The sequence below is a fragment of the Moorena sp. SIO3I6 genome (assembly GCF_010672095.1).
This window is the reverse complement of the sequence record NZ_JAAHHU010000607.1, coordinates 1-2,670: the sequence shown is the minus strand read 5'-3', so window position 1 is coordinate 2,670 and position 2,670 is coordinate 1. Positions and strand designations below refer to the sequence as shown.

Genomic DNA, 2,670 nt, shown 5'->3' with positions numbered 1-2,670 from the left:
TCTAGTTGACGACTTTTTTGTTCTTTTCCTGGGGTATCTTGAGTACTGTTTTGACTTTGAGGGAGGGAAGATTTAGTCATACTAACGTAAGTTATTGATGAGTACCAATTTCAAGTAATTTACCAGCCTTCAACACTATAATCGGATCGGCTAAAGGGACAGAAGCTAGTCTATGGGTTACTAAAATTGCAATTTTATCCATAACTAACTCAGCAAAACTACTATAGATTTCATACTCAATATGGGGGATCTAAAGTTGCTGTCAGCTAATCCCAAATCATGATTCTTTTTCCACACAAAAGCTTCTGGGAGTATCACCTTTGGCAAGGTTACCCCAGACAGTTCAGTGCTATTGTGGCTGAATCAACAAGCTGAATCAACAAAAGAATATTGCCAGGCGTTAATTTACCAGCCAAACCTTGCTGCACTACCCAAACTATGCTTTTGTGATTATTTTTTTTTCAGAACAATTAGAACAATAAGGGCTTGCCCTTATTGTTCTAGGACTTTCCCTGATTGTTCCCCGAAGAATTAAAAAACGCCCGATCGCTTTCTTGTCCCAGTACTTCCTGACCAATTGAGGCCAAAACGCGATCGCAATTATCATGCAAGGTATAGAAGGACAAATCGCGATAAATCCGTTCCAAAGGACTGGGTTGAATCATAGCACGAGCGCCACACATCCGAGTACAGTGTTCCAAGGTATCCAGTGCCAATTTTTCTGACAAATAACGAAAGCGGTTACCAGCTTCTTTGGCCTGCTGGTGTTGACCTGTTTCCCACAACCTAGCCACTTTTCGCAGCCACAAGTCCATGGTTTCAATGTTCATCATTGATTTAGCAATCCGATGCTGCACATAAGCATCCTTTTCTCTCCGTTGCTTTTTGATATGAGCCAGGGCATAACCATAAGCCCCTTCTGCTGCCCCCAAAAATGCAGCTCCATACTGAGGAGTAAAGCGAGTTTGCCACTCTTCCAGCAAGTATTGCCCTGGATAGCCAATCAGATTTTCTTTAGGAATAAACGTCTGATCGAATTGTACGCGATAACTTACACTTCCGCGCATCCCAATTGGTTTCCACCAGGTTGAATCAAAGCTGACACTTGGGTCTGATAAATCACAGGCTAACATCAACACGGAATGGGCTGGTCCATCGTTATGACGAACAGCTCCTGTTCCGGCAGTACTCACAAACAAGATCGCCCATTGTAGCCCATCCGCTCCTGTGGCAAAGACCTTGCAACCATCAACAATATAGCCCCCCTCTACAACCTTAACTGTTGTACCAATACCACTGGTTTGCCCAGGCACTTTGGAGAGAGGTTCGCAACTCCAACCCGCCCATTTTTCCCCTCGTTGCACAATCCCTTCAAACCAACGTTGCTTTTGAGCGTCATTAGCGTTAGCAGTCAATAATACTTGTATATTAGTATGTCCTTCCCAGCAACGGGTGAAGGCTAAATCCGCCTTTGCTAATTCTCGTGTCATCATCCAGAGGGTGAGGATATCACTGTTGTGACCTAACCCTAAACCACCATACTTAATCGGTAGAGCTGGGGCATGAAGACCTGCATCAAACAGAGTCTCAAAGTTTTTTGCCGGGAAAGTCGCTGTCTGGTCGTATTGAGCCGCCCGAGGGGCAAACTCTTCCTGAGTGAGCTGGCTTAAATGATCCAGGAGAGCTTGTGGATCATAGACTTGCCGATCATAGAGAACAGAAGTTTGCACAGTTTATTGAGTAGATGTTTTTATTCCTCGTTAATTGTAGCGGCTGACAAACACTAAAGCATGGGCTTCCAAACAACTTTATTTTTGCAGGGTAATCTAGCTATTTTGTATAAATTTTACTTGACAAAATAAAGATTAAATGAGCCAGGAATAGAACTACAGCAATTTGAAATTGGGTCAGGTACAAAACCAAGATGCCCATTCCACAGCTGCGACCCAAGGCCGGGTTCCCTGGCCTTGGGTCACACCTAAAAATTATTCCATTATTAAGCAACGCCCAAATTCTTAGGTTTTAGGGAGCTTCTGAGCAGGGAGCAGGTAAGAGGTAATAAGGAAAAAATCCTGTGTACCTGATAGCTATGAAAAACGCTGTAGACACCCCCTTTTGGATCGTAAGCATTCAGCATAAGCGCTACGCGCACGCGTGCGCGTTCAGCTATCAGCTAAGTGATGGTAATTGTTAACTAAAGTGAAGGTAATTCAAAGTCAACAAAGATATTGATATAGCTTATCTCATATTTGTGAAAAAAATGGGTAGTGTCAGTCCTGATTTCCGACTGCCAAATCCCGATCAGGGCTAATATAAAGTTTTGTAAAAAAAACTTGCATACAATTTGACAGGAAGTCATACTCACTAGAGTGAACTATTCTTTGAATAATGAAATATTTATGAACCATTTATTCCTGTTCCTACGCAGGGTACTGATTGTGTTCTTAGTGGGCACGTTTATTTCTGTAAGTACCTTTACAGGGCAAGCTGTCGCTCAGGGTGTTACGAGAACACCTTTTGTTGACGAGTGTCAACTTGTGACTTTAGCTGATCCGCGAGAAGCCCCGCGCTCTACCCGATAGGGTGAGCGTCGGGATGATAGCGGGACAATGAAGTGAAACGGAATTGTCAACTAGGAATCCTTGGGAAGAGGAAAACGAGCTATTAAAC

The 2,670-nt window shown here is 43.3% G+C and carries 1 protein-coding gene; it reads right to left on the bottom strand.

Features of this window, described 5'->3' with window-relative positions; genetic code table 11:
* Positions 1-500: 500 nt before the first annotated feature.
* A complete protein-coding gene (locus tag F6K49_RS40240; RefSeq protein ID WP_293106427.1) occupies positions 501-1,730 on the bottom strand; it encodes an acyl-CoA dehydrogenase family protein in 1,230 nt (409 codons plus the stop codon).
* Positions 1,731-2,670 lie beyond the last annotated feature (940 nt).